Annotated in this window: 15 protein-coding genes; all 15 read left to right on the top strand. The window is 46.5% G+C overall.

Going from position 1 to position 17,067, the window contains the following annotated elements:
• Window positions 1-235 precede the first annotated feature (235 nt).
• The 15 genes from AC1XUF_RS28745 (at window position 236) to AC1XUF_RS28675 (ending at window position 17,056) form a co-directional block, all read left to right on the top strand.
• Window positions 236-502, top strand: a complete 267-nt coding sequence (locus AC1XUF_RS28745; protein WP_483345319.1) for a hypothetical protein — start codon at window positions 236-238, stop codon at window positions 500-502.
• Window positions 502-924 carry a Lar family restriction alleviation protein gene (locus AC1XUF_RS28740; protein WP_483345318.1) on the top strand — a complete coding sequence of 141 codons (423 nt, stop codon included), beginning with the start codon at window positions 502-504 and terminating at the stop codon, window positions 922-924. Before AC1XUF_RS28745 ends, AC1XUF_RS28740 begins: the two co-directional genes overlap by 1 nt.
• Window positions 925-1,102: 178 nt before the next feature.
• The gene (locus tag AC1XUF_RS28735; RefSeq protein WP_483345317.1) at window positions 1,103-1,393 is read left to right on the top strand and encodes a hypothetical protein; all 291 of its coding nucleotides are present in this window, start codon (window positions 1,103-1,105) and stop codon (window positions 1,391-1,393) included.
• Window positions 1,390-2,229, top strand: coding sequence for a hypothetical protein (locus AC1XUF_RS28730; protein ID WP_483345316.1), 840 nt, complete (start codon window positions 1,390-1,392; stop codon window positions 2,227-2,229). Before AC1XUF_RS28735 ends, AC1XUF_RS28730 begins: the two co-directional genes overlap by 4 nt.
• A gap of 58 nt (window positions 2,230-2,287) precedes the next feature.
• Window positions 2,288-2,947: a methyltransferase family protein gene (locus AC1XUF_RS28725; RefSeq protein ID WP_483345315.1), complete on the top strand. Its 660-nt coding sequence runs from the start codon at window positions 2,288-2,290 to the stop codon at window positions 2,945-2,947.
• Between the two features lie 53 nt (window positions 2,948-3,000).
• A complete protein-coding gene (locus tag AC1XUF_RS28720) occupies window positions 3,001-3,630 on the top strand; it encodes an N-acyl amino acid synthase FeeM domain-containing protein (RefSeq protein WP_483345314.1) in 630 nt (209 codons plus the stop codon).
• Between the two features lie 135 nt (window positions 3,631-3,765).
• Complete coding sequence (locus tag AC1XUF_RS28715) at window positions 3,766-4,428, top strand: response regulator (RefSeq protein ID WP_483345313.1); 663 nt, start codon at window positions 3,766-3,768, stop codon at window positions 4,426-4,428.
• Complete coding sequence (locus AC1XUF_RS28710; protein ID WP_483345312.1) at window positions 4,425-6,248, top strand: sensor histidine kinase; 1,824 nt, start codon at window positions 4,425-4,427, stop codon at window positions 6,246-6,248. Before AC1XUF_RS28715 ends, AC1XUF_RS28710 begins: the two co-directional genes overlap by 4 nt.
• 16 nt (window positions 6,249-6,264) lie before the next feature.
• A complete protein-coding gene (locus AC1XUF_RS28705; RefSeq protein ID WP_483345311.1) occupies window positions 6,265-7,281 on the top strand; it encodes a sigma-70 family RNA polymerase sigma factor in 1,017 nt (338 codons plus the stop codon).
• Window positions 7,278-8,051, top strand: a complete 774-nt coding sequence (locus AC1XUF_RS28700) for a hypothetical protein (protein WP_483345310.1) — start codon at window positions 7,278-7,280, stop codon at window positions 8,049-8,051. Before AC1XUF_RS28705 ends, AC1XUF_RS28700 begins: the two co-directional genes overlap by 4 nt.
• Window positions 8,052-8,092: 41 nt before the next feature.
• Window positions 8,093-10,042: a caspase family protein gene (locus AC1XUF_RS28695; RefSeq protein WP_483345309.1), complete on the top strand. Its 1,950-nt coding sequence runs from the start codon at window positions 8,093-8,095 to the stop codon at window positions 10,040-10,042.
• A 6-nt stretch (window positions 10,043-10,048) separates the two neighbouring features.
• On the top strand, window positions 10,049-12,808 hold the full coding sequence (locus AC1XUF_RS28690; protein ID WP_483345308.1) for a CHAT domain-containing protein: 2,760 nt from the start codon (window positions 10,049-10,051) through the stop codon (window positions 12,806-12,808).
• 428 nt (window positions 12,809-13,236) lie between these two features.
• A complete protein-coding gene (locus AC1XUF_RS28685) occupies window positions 13,237-15,405 on the top strand; it encodes a M48 family metalloprotease (protein WP_483345307.1) in 2,169 nt (722 codons plus the stop codon).
• A gap of 78 nt (window positions 15,406-15,483) precedes the next feature.
• On the top strand, window positions 15,484-16,278 hold the full coding sequence (locus AC1XUF_RS28680; protein WP_483345306.1) for a hypothetical protein: 795 nt from the start codon (window positions 15,484-15,486) through the stop codon (window positions 16,276-16,278).
• Window positions 16,279-16,474: 196 nt separating this feature from the next.
• Window positions 16,475-17,056, top strand: coding sequence for an FHA domain-containing protein (locus AC1XUF_RS28675; RefSeq protein WP_483345305.1), 582 nt, complete (start codon window positions 16,475-16,477; stop codon window positions 17,054-17,056).
• Window positions 17,057-17,067: the final 11 nt, after the last annotated feature.

Below are 17,067 nucleotides of genomic sequence, written 5' to 3'. Positions count from 1 at the left end.
CTTGTTAGTTGTGGAAATATTGTTAACCGAATAATGTTACGGAAAAGATAAAAGAATACACCTACCGCTATTCCAGCGATACCGGCGATCTTTCCAAGATTTTCTAATACCTGAATTTGAGCTAACACAGTGAAAAAGGGTTAGGGTGACATAATTTTCCATTAAGATATTTAAAAGGCTTTACCTTTCTCAAAAATCATGATAGCATTTTAACTAAATTATTTTGAGGTAGTTAATGCCAAAAGGCGCAAAGTACGGCGGACGACAGAAGGGCACACCGAACAAGGTTACAGCTGACATCAAGGCGATGGTGCTGCAAGCCTTGGATGAATTGGGCGGGGTTGAATATCTGAAAGACCAGGCCATTGACAATTCCAGCTCATTCATTAGCCTGCTCGGTAAGATCCTGCCTACACAGCTGAACCACTCCGGCATGATCGCGCAGACACATGATGAGTTCCTAAAACAAGCACAAGAGCAACTGAAGAATGACGGGAAGTGATGAGTGAGTTATTGCCGTGTCCGTTCTGTGGTGGGGAAGCTGAATTGATGCTTGATGGAACACAACCAGAAGTCAACTGCATAGGTGATTGCGGTATTGGTCTAAGCGTCCAAATATCTGACCATTTTACACGGGAAGAGCGATTTGATAACCCTGACTTTCAATGGCGAGATAAACCGGATTACAATTATGGCCCCGGTGGTATCAAACGTGCGCAAGAAGTTCTTACCAATTTATGGAACACCCGAGCCGACCTGGCCCAGCCGACAGACGAAGCCCGGGCGAAGGCTTTGGAGGCGTTAGCCATTCTGGTTGATTGGGCCGCAGTTGGTATTGATAATGCTAACTGGGGACAAAAGGGAATTCTAAATGAACATGAACTCGCTGAAACCATTGAGCAAGCCCTGAAAGCGGGTGCGTGATGCTAAACGATCCTTCAACCAACTTGGCTGAGCTGACTAAAGATTGGCCGGATATCTATTGTGATATGTGTAATTCCTGGACTGCTTACGCTCCAGAGCATGAGCCTGATAAATGTCCTTGGTGTCAGGGAACAGGGGTAATACAAGCATCTAGTGAACCATTACCACCGGTGGCTGATTGACCCACTGCCGCATTGGAAAGATCACTGACAAACGCACAGGCAACGTTATCCAGCGTTTCCCCGATAAGAACCTGACTGTTCACACATCTGACGTAAACTATGCTGCCTTAAAGACAGCAAACCAGTATGTTAAGGATGGTGTGGCCAAAGCTGTTGGTGTGGTTGTGATCCTGGAAGATAACACCGTATTCCACGACTTCGAGAAGCGCGATACTGTGTCCAGCGTCCAGGTTTTGGGTGCATCCTCGCTCTTTCATCAGTACATAACAGATTGGATCAAGGGTTGACCGACGACATCCGACACCGTCTCATCACTGACTTACCAGCTTATGCCCTGACCTGTCTAAAAATCCAGACTAAGGATGGTCAGATCGCACCCTTTAAGTTTAACAGTGCTCAGCTCATCATCCACAATGCCCTTGAAAAGCAGCTGGCCGAGACTGGTAAGGTCAGAGCCATCATCCTCAAAGCTCGACAGCAGGGCTGCTCAACGTATATCGCAGCTCGTTACTTCCACAAGGTCGCCAATGGAATAGGGCGTAAATTCTTCGTTCTAACCCACCAGCAGAAATCTACAGACAGCCTGTTCGGTATGGTCGATACTTTCCATAAGAACCTGCCACCGATCATGAAGCCGACCACCAAAGCAGCCAATGCCAAAGAGTTGTTGTTTGGTGATATCAATAGCGGTTACTCAATCTGTACAGCGGGATCTGGTGAAGTAGGGCGGGGGATGACCATGCAGCTCTTACACGGATCAGAGGCAGCGTTCTGGCAAAACCCTGAGAAGATTGCAGCCGGTCTGTTGCAGGCCGTCCTACCAACCCAAGGCTCTGAGATCATCTTTGAAAGCACGGCAAACGGGTTAGGCAACTACTTCCATAAGCTATACCTCGGTGCGATCGCTGGCGAGAATGGCTATCAGTTGATCTTCATTCCCTGGTTTGAAAGTTCCGAGTATTCCACGGTAACACCCTATGACTGGCATCCATCCGTCGAAGAACGGGATTATGGCGAGCTCTTGTTATTGTCCGTCGTTTCGGTATACTTACCAAGGAACCCAACATGTTGGTGCAAGTCATGGGATACCTCTGGAATCGACAAAAAAATCCAAATTTCTTAATTTAGATGAGACCCGTTCTTTGTGCTTCGATTAAGCGTTGAACCTAATTTCAACTCTTATGAAAAAAGCTATGCGTGTTTCACTGCCGATCGTTTTTACACTATTCATTTTGTTTGGTCCAGCGTGTATCATCAATCCTTCGGTATTGATACAATGGCAGTTCGCCATGGTAATGCTGGCAACGATTGTCATGTTCGGTTCTCAACCGACGCTGACCAGGGCGGATCTGTTCAACCCAACCGACAAGTATTCCATGCTTGGCATTTCTGTAATGGGTGTGCTGGTTACGAATGCAAGTGCTATCGAATGGGCCTTTCGGGGCGAAGGGCCAGCCTTTCCACAATTGGTCGATTTGCTGGGATTCGCGTTTATCTGGGGAGGGTTGGCTTTGAGAATATATTCCATTATCTCACTGAACCGGTATTTCAGCAATCCGGTGACCATCCAATCGGAACATCGATTGATCGACACGGGTATTTATGGTCTAGTACGTCACCCCAGCTATACAGGCGCAATGATGACCATTTTGGGCACATTGCTTTGGCTGCATGCATTTGTAAGTCTCCCCTTCGCTCTCATTGCGATTGGTCTGGCTTATTACCACCGCATTTCTCAGGAAGAGGGCCTGCTAACCTGTCATTTTGGAGACGACTACCGGTTGTACAAGAAAAAAACTGGTTCTCTCTTGCCGAGGATAAAACTTCTCACCAAAAAATGAGATGGTCTATTTGGGCTGCGATTAAGAGTTGTTTAACCTTAATCATAGCCCAAATGACAATTTCTGTAACACTCGCCGACAATCTCGCCAGTCGTGAAATGGCCTATCAACTGGTCCGTGAAACTTACCTGCAAGCCTTCAAGCTCGACATCAACGATCTGGGTGCGCTCCAAAAACATCAGTTTGAAAGTGATGTTTTGATAGCATTGGATGCCGACAGCCAGAAAATTCTGGGAACAATGAGTGTGATGCACCCCGATGAAAATGGCATTTTTCCTTGTGAATCGCTCTTCGGTTTTGACCTTTCATGCTATGGGCTTTCAACGAGGAAATATGTGGAGATTGGTCGCTTCGCAACGTCGGATGAGGGGAAAAAGAACCGAGCGGTGGTGATATCTCTGTTTCTCGGTGCGCTCAGACGCCTTCAGATCATCGGTGCAGACGGCTGGGTGGCGACTGTCAAGGACGACATATTCGGTTTTCTGAGAAAATTGGCTCTTCCGTTGCACAGCATTGAGCAAACCCCGATGCTGGTGGTGAATGATCCGTTGAGAGGATATGTTGGTCCCGGTTCGCGTTTGCATTTGTTTGATGTGTCGCTCAATGAAACGGAAAATTCATTCCGCAGATTTGAAAGCTACCTGGAGCGTGGTAGGGTTAAGCTGCTCTCATTCATCGAATAAACGGTGAGTGGTTCCCTGTCAAAACAAAGAATTAATTATCTTTCGCAAAACAGAATGAAGAACCCGCATTTGCGGGGTCTTCATTCAAATTAAGAACCCCAACTTTACCTCCTCGAATCATAATCGTCCAGGCCAATGTGCGCAGCTATAAGAATTCTCATTGCTGAAGATCATCCGGTGGTAGCGGAAGGTTACGCAAACCTACTTAAAGATACCGATGATTTTCAGTTGGTCGGTATTGCAAGTACTGTGCAGGAAGTCTATTTCCAATTAAGAGCCCAGAAAGTCGATCTTCTTCTGTTGGACCTGATCCTGCCCAACCTGAGCAGAACGGAGTATTCTCAGGTAGTGTCGGGCTATGAAATACTGGACTTTATAAGAGAAAAGGGCATTGCGGCCCGTGCTATCATTCTTTCGACCCATGAGGAACCGAGTTTTATCGCCAAAGCCCAAAAGAAAGGGGCCATGGGCTACCTCTCCAAGAAGGCGGATGCCTCGGAGATCCGGCAAGCGATCCGGCAGGTGCACTTTGAGCGGAAAGAATACATACAAAAAAACCTGTTGTCGCGAATCCTAATTGTCGAAAATCCCAATGGGATCGTGCTTACTCATCGCGAACGAAGCATATTGCGCGATATCTCAGAAGGCCTCACCAGTCGGCAAATAGCTGATAAACAGCATCTTGCCCATGATACCATACGAGACTATCGCGACAACCTGATCAAGAAGTTTGGAGCCAGGAATTCCGTGAACCTAGTTAAGATTGCCGGTGAGAACGGGTACCTAATCGAAAAATGACGAGACTTTTTGCAATACTTATTTTGACACTATCGAATGTCCTGGAGGTGAAAGGGCAGGAAATCATCGTGTGGGATCACGCATTGGTATCGGACAAGCTTACCGGCGTATGGGAAGCCATCGAAGAGTCATCGCCCAGATCGACACTGGAATCAGTAAAAGAAAGTCGTAACTGGCACATCCTCAATCATTTTCCGAAGGCCTTTTCTACCGGCACGAAGGTGGTATGGCTTAGAACCAGGGTAGCCAACAACATGGCTAACCCAGTATTTGTCATGGTTTTTACTAAAGGGATCGACGATCTGCGTGCATACTGGATAGACAGCCAGAATAACCGACATGCGTTTTTCACGGGTAAAAACCTGCCTATTTCCAAAAGGCTTTTTGCGAGCCAGTTCCTGGTCGTGCCCATGACGTTGCAACCCCGTAGCCTAACCGCCATTTATGTCAGGATATACAATCAGAATTACCATTTGTCGCTTCCGTATCTTACGATTGCAGATCCGGCCTATACGCAGGTTGCGATAAAGAAAGGAGAATTGGGTTATAACCTATATCTCGGCGGAATTTTTCTGATGATCCTGTTCAGTATTATCCTTTTTACCTTTTTTCAGGAAAAGCTGTACCTGTTCTATTTATTTTGCCTTATAGGTTCCTTCATCATGGCAGCTGTTGTGAACGACTATCACTACTTATTGTTTGAGAAAACACCTGTTTTTATCAAGAACAAAAACATATTTGCGATTCTCACCACACTCCTGAACATCATTTACTTGCTTTTTGCCGAGCAATATCTTAGGGTCGATTCCAGGCAGAATTCTGTGATGATCAGGTTAAGCCGTATCGTAATGGCGCTTCTGCTCGCATTGCTCATAATAATGCTTTTGTTAGGGAAAGAGCTGTTTTATTACAGGATGTTTTTCTACCCACTGTTTGGGATGAACACCGTTGTAATGTACTACCACCTGATAACCAGTATTCAAAAAAAGTATTCTCCCTCCTGGTACTTTCTCATTGCTACAACGCCTGTCGCTATTGTAAGTGTAATGGAGATCACTTCTGATTTCAACGGAATCCCAACCCAGACGCTGCACGATATCTATTACACCGCGACATTTATCGAAATGTTCTTTCTTACGATCGGGATTGTATATCGTTTTCGTATCGAGCGAGCTGATTACCAAGCGCTTCAAAATGATTTTTTTATCGCCGAGATCAATGCTCAAAACCGTGAAAGGGAGAGGATCGCCAAAGACCTCCACGATAATATTGGTGCTTCGATTGCCGGTGTGATGCTCAAACTGCGGGAATTTTCCGACAACCACGTTGATGTTGCCCATTTCTCGATTGAGTTTAAAAACGCAATGACCTATCTGGCACAGGCTTACAAGGATGTAAGAGGTCTCTCACATGAGCTGGCCTCGCAGGTGTTGACCAAAATCGGTTTGATCGAGGAAATTCGGGAGCGATACGGGTCAATCGCAAACCCAGAATTTAAGCTGTCGCTTCCCGACGTAAGCCCAAACTTCGAGCCATTTGTAGAGCATTCGCTGAATAAGATCATCAGCGAGTCGGTCCAAAACATTCTGAAGCATGCCAAGGCAACGGAAGTGGGGATTACGATAGTTGAGGAAAAAAAACTCGTGAAGGTGCGTATAGAAGATAACGGCATCGGCTTTGATATTGCGAAGACAGAAAAGGTGGGCATGGGATTGGGTAACCTGCGGCATCGCGCTGAGAACGAACTTAAAGGCAGCATCAGGATTGAAAGTGCTCCCGGTAACGGAACCATTATATCTGTTAAGTTTCACATTAAATAAATCCTGTTTCAGGTCCATGGACGAGAAGATTCTTTATACCGGTTTATTGAAGGGGGCTATGGTAGGCAACCTCCGCTATGCTGACAATTTAGCTACGAGGGTAGCGGATTTGATTGAAAAAACGAACACTCCGACACGACACATAGCGGCTTTTACTTCGGACCTCATTTATTACTACGGCGATATGTTGGAAGAGGACGAAGAACAAGCGCTCGAATCGGCTGCGGTTCTTGAAGGCAATCCCACATTGCCGACCCTGCTCAGGGAACTGGAAGAAAAATACACTGAATATTTCCTTGAAATGCTCTCGGACAGACGTGAAAGGGTTGAATTGGTATATAATGATATAGCCGCACGCTCGAATATTTTGATCGATGATGAGGATATCCATGCCATCAAGAAATGTGAAAGCCTCGGGGAAGCGGAAGATGCGGGTAACATTTTCAAGAATATCATCCGCCACGAGAGAAACGCGACCATCGAGTTATACAAAAAGACCATCAACCAGGTGGTGAGCAATGTTATTAGGAATAGCGGCGAGAAGGACGATGCATCAGAGCTCTGGTCACTGGCACAATCTGAATTCAGGCGCAAACTAGATAGAAAACCCGCAGATATTGGATATTACCAATGGCGTCCTACCAACTTCGGGTCGCTCGCCAGGGCCAGCATATTGACTTTCTTTATCAGAATCTGTAAAGTAAGATGGCTAGATATCCTGCGTAAAAAGGCAACCGAAAACAGGCACCATGTAGCACTTTATGAGGATTTGAAATCAGAATATAGGGATGAGGCCATAGTCGAGCCTTTCGAAGAGAATGATTTACGGAGCAACATCATCGAAGCAATCAAGCTATTGGGTAAACCCTGCCGGGAAATATTGATGGGCAAATGGTTTGGCGGGGATTACGGCGAAGGTCTCACCTCGAAGGAATTGGCCGCTCAAATCGGTTATTCACCTGGCTCGATCGACAATCGTCATTCCGGTTGCCTGAAAGAACTCGGGGTAATTATCAAACAGAAATCGTTATGATCCCAGATAAAGAAACCAGAGATATTCATGCCTATTTCCGGGATGCATTGCCGAAAAGCAGAAGGCAGAAATTTGAAGAGCGTCTGCAAAACGATTTGGTATTCAGGGCTCGTGTAGAGGAGCTCCGCCCGATTTTCGAAACACTCGAAGGAATTGAAACTGCCAGCAGGATCAAAGACATTATTGAAAGTGCCGAAGCTGAAACAGATGCAGAAGAAGAGCCGCAGAAGGTAAGGCCGTTGTGGGGAATGATGCGGTACCTGATCGCGGCGTGTGCCGCGTTGCTGATAGGGGTGTTTGTCCGTGATACGACTCTAGATCTGCGAACTTTCAATGGTGTCTATAGTCCGATGGCGGGAGCATCAAGAGGCGAGACGACCGACGAATGCCCGGATCTCGACATCATGAAACTCTATTACCAGGGACAGGATCATGCGGAAGCTTATCAGGTAGTAATCGACAGTCTTAACAAAAAACCGAGCGGGCCTTGTTTCGACTTTTATAAGGGGATGAGCTACCTGGGCCTCGGAAATGCGTTTGATGCGATTCCGTTTCTGCTGAGCGGGACTCGATCCGCCGACGTCGAGTTACAGCAAAATGCAGAATGGTATCTGAGCATTGCTTATGTCAAGGATCACAGAAAGGAAGAGGCAAAGGCCTTACTGGAAAAGATAGTTTCTGGTGCTGGGGGGCACAAGCACAGGAGTGATGCGGAGAGCCTGAAATCAACTCTGGAAAACGAGCCGCTTTTATTCTATTTCCAATTCTAATCAATTCAAAGCCTTACAGAAAAGATTGCTTCCTGTTCATTATGAAAATCCTGAAGAAATTCCTGCATTTACTGGTTCCAATTTGCATGCTTTGGGCAGAACCTGCATTTGCCGCCAAAAGGGCATTGCTCGTCGAAATTGGGCGATACGCGACCAAGAGGGCGGCTCTCAATACCGAACGTGACGCCTACTGGATGAAAGGAGCCCTTCTGCAGCAGCGGTTTTTAACTCCGCGAATTTTACAGGACAAAGAGGCTACCGCCGCAAACATTCGCAAGGCATTTAGCGAATTGATCAGGCAGTGCAAAGCGAATGATAAAGTAGTGATCCACTACGGTGGGCATGGCACCCAGCTGGACGATGAAGAGGGAGGCGATGAAATGATAGATCATAAGGATGAGGCACTGGTACCCTACGATGCGCCGCTCGCAAGTGATCCACTTGATCGCCGGTTTATACGTGACGACGAACTGGGTAAATACATTGATTCTCTTCGCATAGCTGTGGGTATGGAAGGACATGTGCTTATACTCATCGACGCCTGTCATTCGGGGACTATGATGCGCGGGCAGGCGGTCACACGTACGGACAACATCCAGCCTACAGAGGCAGATCCGGTCAGCTCTGATGCCAAACCCCAGTCAGGGTGGTTTGACTTGCCAGCGTCCACGCTCCGAGCAGCCACAGCAAATAGCATAGGCAATGTAGTGATGATCTCTGGAACAGAAGCTGGTAAACCGTTGAGTGAAGTACTCGATGATGAACGACAGCCGGTTGGGCCGTTGTCTATATGTTTCAGCAAAGCGATGCTCTTGATGGATGAGCGGGCTTCCTATCAGTCTCTTTTTGATCAGATTCAAAAGATGATGTTACTCAGGGATCCGAAGCAGAACCCTGTTATGGAGGGTAACAAAACGGCAAAGTTGTTGGGAGGAGACATTGTTTTGCCCGATCTATTTACCTGGGTAAAGACCAGTATGGATCAGGCATATCAACAGTTTCGTTTTCCGAAAGGCATGTTTCTTGGGTTTACCAGAGGCTCTGAAGTTACTGTAAACTTGAAGGGGAAGAATAATAATGCCGGAGCACCAGTGACCGGACGTGTGGTGCAGGCAACCCCTTTTGAGTCGCTCATTGAACTAAGTCGTCCTTTACCCAAAACCGATTCTGTCTTTCTAAAAACCACTTTGGTAAAGCAGGCATTCGAGGTAGGCTCGGCGCTGGTTGCCCTAACCGGGTTTGAATCTGATGTGCGGAGACGAGAGATTGAATCGCAACTATCCGACGTCCCTAATCTGCGATTTGCCGAAAAAGACGCTGACTGGCTGATCAGGCCTTTTAAGGAGCAGATCGAGCTTTGTCGCGCTACCGACGGGCTGCAACTGGAATTGTTCGAGCCTGGTGATTTGAGTAACATGGGCGACCGCATTACCGCCTATGCACAGGCTGGGTGGCTCAAAGATCTCGACGTTCGTAATCAGTCAATGCTTGCAGCCATGAGTATTATTCCCATCAAGCTCAACCCTGATAATGACAATGTGGAAGCAAGGTTGCCTGTAACGTTACGGCAGGGAATACCTGTTTTATACACCAATCAATACGCACTCTTCACGGTCAGGAACATCGGTTCCGTGCCGTTTTATTTCTCCGTAATCGATATACTTCCCGATGCAGGAATAGACGTAGGGCTACCTAATAATAAGTACCCACCCTCAACGCTTAGATTAAAACCTGGCGAAGAGCGCTCGATTCCTGTACGTATTGCACCCCCCGTTGGCTTGGAGACCTACAAATTGATACTTTCTAAAAATCCTGCATCGCTGAATACCACTATTCAAACGCGTGGGCTTAGTACCGAAACTGGCACACAATCAAACCCGATCAGCAACCTGCTTTCGGCCCGTTTGAGGGGGAGCAATAACCAGTCGCTCAAACTTGATGAGGCAGGCACAGATGAACTTCAATTTTGGGTGGAGACCATTAAACAATAACCGAACATGACTGGACTGATAAAAACCCTTGCGTTGACGCAATTTTTGATATTCGTAACGCTATCCGGCGTGGGCGCGCAGGATTTGAAACAAATCGAAGCGCAGATCCAGGATGCCATAACCAAAAGGAAGTATGAACAGGCCAGCGAGTTGGTCGACAAGGCGCTGGCTACACTTAATCCCAAAGTACCGGAGCAGCAGAGGATCTACGGAAATTACTTGGCGAAGAAGGGTGACCTTGAACTTCGTCAAAAGAAATACCTGAAAGTAATAGAGTATGCCGGTAAAGCGGAAAAGATTCTGGACAAATACCAGCCGGATCTGATTATCGTCAACAATTTGATCAATCTAGGATATGCATATCTCAGAACTAAAGATGAAGAAAATAAAGGTGTTTTTTTCGAGAAATTTAGTAAGGCAGAAAAGCAGCAGGCAAAAATAAAATCTCCAGAAAGTGTTGTTAAACTAGGCGATCGTTACATGGCCATTGGGGACGAAATGTTAACGGGAACAGAGGAACATCGTGTTAATACAGCAGCTTGGCTTTACTTAACAGCAGCGCAGTTTTTCGAGAAAGCACGGGATCCCATGCGCGTAAGAGTGGCACGTACAAAATCATTGGCTTTAATGGAAAAGATACAGCGCGACGAAGAGGAGGACAACAACGAGGAAGATAATGATGCTCTCAATAATGCTGAGAATGAGACAAACAATAAAAAGCCATTACCAGGTGGTGCTACGGGTAGAGCAAGCGAAGAGCCACTGGTTATCCAAAATCCTTATCTGGCATTGGTGGCAGAAATGCCTACAGCAAACAAGAATATGACCGAAGCCGAATTGGAGAAATCGCTTCGGGATTGCATCGCGCAAAACGGAGAAACGAGTCCTTCTGCTGTTACCTGTCACCGTGTGGCGGGGAATTTTTATCGCACGGTCAAAATTAATCTTGGAAAAGCCCAGAAACATTTGGAGCGTACCATTTCGATTTTGAAAGATTTGAATGCACTCAACACGCCATTGGCAGCCAATTGCCGAAAGGAATTGATGTTCGTGTACATGCAATTGGGGCTTTACGACAGAGTTGCAGCAGAGATCAAAGCAAATCATAATCTGATAAAGAACTTACACCGCGTCGTTTTCAATCTGGGTGGGACGGAAGATGACAAAGAGGCTTACTCAAGGCTGGACATGGGGATGCAAATGACCCTGTCGTTTACTGATTTTATTCAGAAAAATAGACAAAACCCAGATACAGCCCTGTCCCGCCTCAGTTACGACGCCGAGCTGTACCTGAACGGTTTGTTGTTCGACGAAACGCGCCGCGAACGGGATTTTATCAGGGGACAAAATAATAAAGCCGTAACCGGGCTCTACGAATCGTGGCTGGGCCAAAGACAGCGCATCGCTAACCTGCCCGTTGCCAGCAGGGACTCCGCGAGGACCAGCGCGGAGGAAATAAAGGACGACTTGTTAGAGTTACTGGCAAAAGCGCCTAAAACGAATCAAGCAAACAGCGAGATCAGCTGGAACCAGGTAAGAAGCGGTCTTGCAGCGGATCAGGCGGTAGTGAGTTTTGTCCGGTTCAGAGCATTCTCCGTCATGGCGTCGGCCGGCGGAGAATATTCGGAGAAACCGGAAGATATACTTTATGCGGCCATGGTCATCCGGTCGGACTACACCTCCCCGCAGTTTGTATCACTAGGCAGCGAAGCGCAGATCGGCGAACTACTGGCAAAGCCTGATCTCTATGCAAAGGAACGGGAGAGGGGGTTCGCAAGGATAGCCTATGGTGACTCGTTGTACCGGTTGGTTTGGAGGCCCATTGATAAGCTGCTGGGTGGGGCTAAACGCGTTTACTATTCCGCTCAGGGATTGTTGAGCCGTGTGTCGTTCGCTGCATTGCCGTTGCCCGGGACAACACCTGACACCCCGATCGGCGAGCAATACCTGGAAGGGAAGTATGAACTTTATCAGCTTTTTAGCACGAAACAATTGGTTGCCGGCATTTCCCCATTCCGTTGGGAACCGCGCATGTCGGTCGCTTTGTTCGGAGGGGTTGATTACGGGCTGGCTCGAGGGGAAAATGCTCCCGCAAAAAACAGCGCACCGCTCACCTACCTGCAAACCGCAATCGGGAAAGAGCATATTTCACCCTTTGGCCCCCTTGAAGCCACTTCGAAAGAGGTGAACGAAATTCACCGGATATTGCGCAAATCAGAACTTTTCATAGCCAAAGAAGCTACTGAAAAGCGGTTCCGGCAGTTTTCGGGCAATTCCCCGGATATACTGCATCTGGCAACACATGGGCTGTACATCAGGCCTTATGCAAAACACGAAGCCAAATCTCAGGATGAAGCATATATGCGCACGGCGTTAGCGCTTTCTGGGGCTAACGACCTTTGGCAGTTCAAACCCATTCCAGCAGGCAACGAGGATGGACTACTAACTGCCTATGAAGTGCAGTTTCAGGATCTTCGTCGGACGCGCCTGGTGGTGCTGAGTGCCTGTGAAACAGCCCTCGGCGACGTGCGCGGCTCAGAAGGGGTGTTTGGTTTACCGCGGGCATTCAGAATGGCCGGTGTCGAAAAACTACTCCTAAGCCTATGGCCGGTCGACGATTCGGTGACAAAACAATTGATGACCGCCTTCTACACTAAAATAGCCGCTGGTATGGAAGTCCATGAAGCTTTCAGAGAAGCGCAAAGGGTCATTCAAAAAAAACACATTCAGCCTAAGCTATGGGCACCTTTTGTACTGATTGAGTAACTTGTAACTCACTGACCCAAGCGAAACCATATCGGTTTTTATTCCTCCGGACCTTCTCCAGAGCGCTGAACTTGCATTGCCGGTAAAAAGGTAATCTGCTTTGTATTCGATCAATTGTCTTGGTTGGGTGACGGCCTGTTGCCCAATAAATCAGCCCCGTCCCCAAAAATTTCTTTCAATTTTTTCTTCCCCGCGATGAGATTCTGTTTATGCCTTTCGATAAAGAGGCAAAAACAAATAACCATGCAAATAAATCAAACAAAAAATGTCGAAAATACCCCCCTTTGCGGGGTGACGCGAGGGGCAACTAACATTGAAATTTGTTGGCAGCAGCGATGTACAAATTGACCTGAAACAACAGTGATACCAGTTTCGGGCCCCGGACGCACGAATTATAAGCTTTTTCAACTAATCAACTCATTTGAGCCATGTTACTATTTCAACATTATAAAAATTACCACCTGATCTCTGTGCTATCGCTATTCTTGGTTTTCATTAACAGTTGCTACGCTCAGGTGGATGAAATCGGGTTGTATTTCAAACAGGATGGGTTTATCCAGGAGATTAACTTCGACAAGAAGGAGCTTGTTGTGAATTTTACATCGAAGGAAGGGATATTCACTGAGACTGTACTGGTCGTAGATCCCAAGACAAAATCTATTGCAAAAGGGATTTCAGACTTTAAAACATTAAAGTTTGGAATGGAAATCGCAATCGTTGGTGATAAAATGCCGAAGCAGAATCTGGTGATTGCCAATAGCATCCACATTAAGGAGATTCCGAAAAAAGTAAAAATAGAAAAGGGAAGGTTGGACGACATTTCTGAAGATATCGCCATCATCGACGGACATAAAGTGAAGATGAAAGCCGGAGGTAAGATTGCCGGTGACAGAAAGACCCTTTACAAAGGCAAAGTTTTCGAGAATTTCAAACAACTCAAATTAGGAGATTACGCGACTGTGGAGGGGGTTTACGACCCAAAAGGCTTCACATTGGCCTCTGACGTAAAAATATCGCCGGATCTTGAAACCAAACTTGACCGGGACATTCGGCATGCCGATGAAGAATCATCCTTTCATAATTCAAATTATAATAGATGGATGGACCCCGCACAACGAGCATTGTTGTTGGGAACGAAGTACAATGGAAAAGCTATAGCGAATAGCATGTATCTGCAAAAATATGTTCAGGATATAGGCCTGAAAATGGTTCCGGATTTTATTAAGGACAAAATCAAATTCATGTTCGTCGTTTTCGCTGATTCAGTAGTAAATGCATTTGCCCAACCGGATGGCATGGTGATAGTCAATACCGGACTTTTGGGAGCAGTGGAGAACGAAGCACAACTCGCGGCCATTCTCGGCCATGAAATTACGCATTCGATATATGAACATAGTTCGAATCAGTCCAGAAACAACGATAAAATAGAACAGCAAAAAAAGTCTCATACTAATGCGATAGATGTTTTGGGAGATATTGGAAAAAAAGTTGTAGGCAACAACAATCTCCCTAAAATGAAAGTCCCTGTCATTGCGAAAAGAACATTCAATCTAAACATAGATTCCCTCTCGAAAGCTTTTAAAAACTACGAAAAAGCCAAGCAAATCAGCGGGTTCTCTGAATATTCCGTCAACAATGAAGCACAAAGCGACCGTGTCGGGCTCTATCTGCTTACTAAGGCGGGATATGACCCCAGAGAAGCCATGAAGTTCTGGAGAAACCAGTTTGTTGGAAAATTTGAGAATATCTCTGAGGAAGAGAAACAAACCGTGTCGGCCTCGCAGATTAAGGATTACTCGACATTGTTCAATCGATCTGGCAGGCTGCCGACCGGATCGGACATCGGTGTATATATTTTTAAGACGCGGTTGAACAAAAAATCAGACGATTTACTGAATCAGTCGTTGTATGACGGCCGCGCTTTAAAAACGCACCCAGACAATGCCACGCGTTTCGAGCTGTTGAATAGCTACGTCAATTTGTACTATTCGGATCCCGAGCTCATTGCGAAATCCTTTGTTGGAACAGCCGAATATGCCGAAGCACTGATCATAGCCGGCAATGAGATGATAGCGGCGGAAAGAAAACTACAGGAACAACAGGCGCGGCAGTACGCCAAACGCTATAATCAGGAAAAAGCATTCAATGCTGCAGCTGCAAAGTTAATCGTGAAATTAAACGCGAAGGACCGGTCCATCCTGAACTACAAGGGATTCAAGATCAATGCTTACATCAAAATCGCGGAACTTGCCGGGAAGGTCAAATGCGAAATACCCGCGCTGAGATCCATGCTAAATGATGTCAATAATACCTACAATACCGAAATCACCGCCTTTGTCAGCGCGTTCAAAGCTGGTAATGTAGCGCCGAGTTCTCTTAATGAAACGTTTGCTGTCGAATATGCCACGGGGGAGCGATACACCGATTTCGTCATCGCAACTGCCGCAGCATTTCAGGTTTGCCACACTGGATATCTGAATGAGATCAAATCGCGTATCGAGGACGGAACTATCAAAAGCCTTCTCACCCCTTCCAATCAGGAAATCGGCAAAGTCTATCATCATCTGGAATCACTTGAAAAGCAAAAATCCAGATAAATGAAGCGGCATCCTTCTTTAGGATACAATTGGTATTATTCCATTACGGCAATTGAAACAATTTAATCTCGAACTAAAATGAAAACACTTAAAGACATCTTCGGATTTATCGTATTCGTAGCCATTATCTGGCATCTGCATGTTTTTTTCTCAGATCAAAAGGAGATTCTCGGGATTTTTAAGGCATCACCCAAGCTGGGGTATGTCTGGACGGATGACATGACCCATGAGGCCAGAGTATTTTGGGACGATACGGACGCGCATTGGCAGGCCGGGCAGAATCATCCCGATTACAATGTCATGTCTGCGGAAGCGGAAGGAAAATGGATTCCGAAGGCGGGATATCGGTTCGCGAATACCGACGACGGAGATTTGTCCACCACCTGGACAGAGAACCTCAGACATCCGGATATGAAGGCATATTCGTCTGCAACAGAAGGAGAATGGCGGCCGCAGATAGGCTATAAACTTGAATTTGATGCTTATGGAAATGCCGTTAACACAGTATGGGATGCAGGGAGGGCTTATAACGAATTCAAAATCAAGGCCTCGAATGTAGTCGACCGATTTGAAGCTTTCCCGGGATACACATTCTCGACTCCAACAGAGAATCTCAACGTCAAATGGACTCCCGGCCTTCCTGATCCTGCGAATCCAAACCTGATAGCTTCGACCACAGAAGGGGAGTGGATAGATAATAACGCTGCACTCGCTTCGTCGGAAGGTCCGGAACAGATATTTAAGGGAGTGTTCGGGGTAATAGCTGCCAATGTTGGTGAATGGTTCTTTGGAAAAAATGTTGTCACGGACGCTATGAAGGAGGAAGCTGCAAAAGATCTCGTTGTTGGCGGCGTCAAAACAATCTTCAATTAATAATTGGTCTGCTAAGTTCCAAAATTAATTACGTATATACCATACAGTTCTGCTCGCGGGGAGATGATAACCTGGCTCGTTCCCAGCCTCAAATACCGCTGTTTGAAGACCACTTGCCACCCTATGCCTTCTTCCGGCATCAGGAATCTTATTGCCTATTTGAAAAATTGAATGTATCCTAAAAATCAAATCGAAGATGAACAAGACAGTTCCCAACAGCAATCAGCCACCTTATGAAGGCGCAGTTCCGAATAGCCACCATTACGACGGACCCAAAAAGGGCGGAACGATCATCTCAGGGCAAGAAAATAGCCAGGGCGACGGCCCGGTGAGCGCCAGTAATCCGATAGCAGGCTTTCTGGTTTCGTTTTCCAAAACGGAGTCGGGCGAGTACTGGGTTTTGCGGGAGGGGAACAACTTCCTTGGGAAAGACCTCGACTGTTCTATAAGGCTTAATGAAGCCACAGTTTCTGGAAAGCACGCAACACTGAACATCACCGTCAATGCGGATGAGAACAGGCATGATGTCATTCTGATCGACACTGCATCGGCCAATGGGACTTTCCTGAATGGCAAGAAAATCCTGGCTTACAACGGTATTGTCGTCAAGGATGCCGATAAGTTGAAAATAGGGAATTACATCGTGAAGTTGATGCTGGTAGATCGCTACGCCGAAAGCCTGCAAAAAAGTGAGGTGTTTAAGGAAGTGCTCGATTACGATTATGCGTCGCGCGATTTCTATACGGACGGTACGCGCCCGATGAATTTCAATTCCTAATATGTAAACCT

Source organism: Dyadobacter sp. HNCC25DJ185 (genome assembly GCF_056895195.1).
The sequence above is the reverse complement of the archived record's forward strand: the minus strand, read 5'-3'. Positions and strand labels throughout refer to the sequence as shown.